Origin of the sequence: Prevotella conceptionensis 9403948, from assembly GCF_000312305.1 — a bacterium.
Taxonomy (GTDB): domain Bacteria; phylum Bacteroidota; class Bacteroidia; order Bacteroidales; family Bacteroidaceae; genus Prevotella; species Prevotella conceptionensis.
In genome coordinates, this window is sequence record NZ_HE999527.1 from 1 (window position 1) to 649 (window position 649).

The window sequence follows — 649 nt, forward strand, 5'->3', positions numbered from 1 at the left end:
AAGTCCATGTAGACGATACAGCTGAAGTATGGGCTGCGCGCCTTCCCTTATGGGGAGCGTGCGCTGGCGTAAAGAAAGTAATTAAGGGCGCATGGCGGATGCCTTGGCTCATGGAGGCGATGAAGGACGTGATAAGCTGCGATAAGCCGCGGTAAGGTGCAAATGACCTTTGACCCGCGGATTTCCGAATGGGACAACCCACCCGCGCAATACGCGGGTATCACCGCACAGTCGGTGAGGCGAACCGGGGGAACTGAAACATCTTAGTACCCCGAGGAAGAGAAAATAAGTTAATGATTCCCCCAGTAGTGGCGAGCGAACGGGGAAGAGCCCAAACCGGCGTTGTGGCAACGCATCGCCGGGGTTGTAGGACCGCGCCGTTGCACGCGGCGTGTGAGGAGAAGCTCCCTGGAAAGGGGCGCCGTAGCGGGTGAAAGCCCCTTATCCGAAGCACAAAGCGGCATAGCGGTATCCTGAGTAACGCGGGACACGTGAAATCCTGCGCGAACCGGCCGGGACCATCCGGTAAGGCTAAATACTCCCATGAGACCGATAGCGAACCAGTACCGTGAGGGAAAGGTGAAAAGCACTTCGACAAGAAGAGTGAAATAGTTCCTGAAACCATGCGCCTACAAGCGGTCGGAGCTGC

The 649-nt window shown here is 57.0% G+C and carries 1 rRNA gene; it reads left to right on the top strand.

Going from position 1 to position 649, the window contains the following annotated elements:
- Positions 1–71 precede the first annotated feature (71 nt).
- Positions 72–649, top strand: a 23S ribosomal RNA gene (locus BN93_RS16100); the annotation flags it as partial.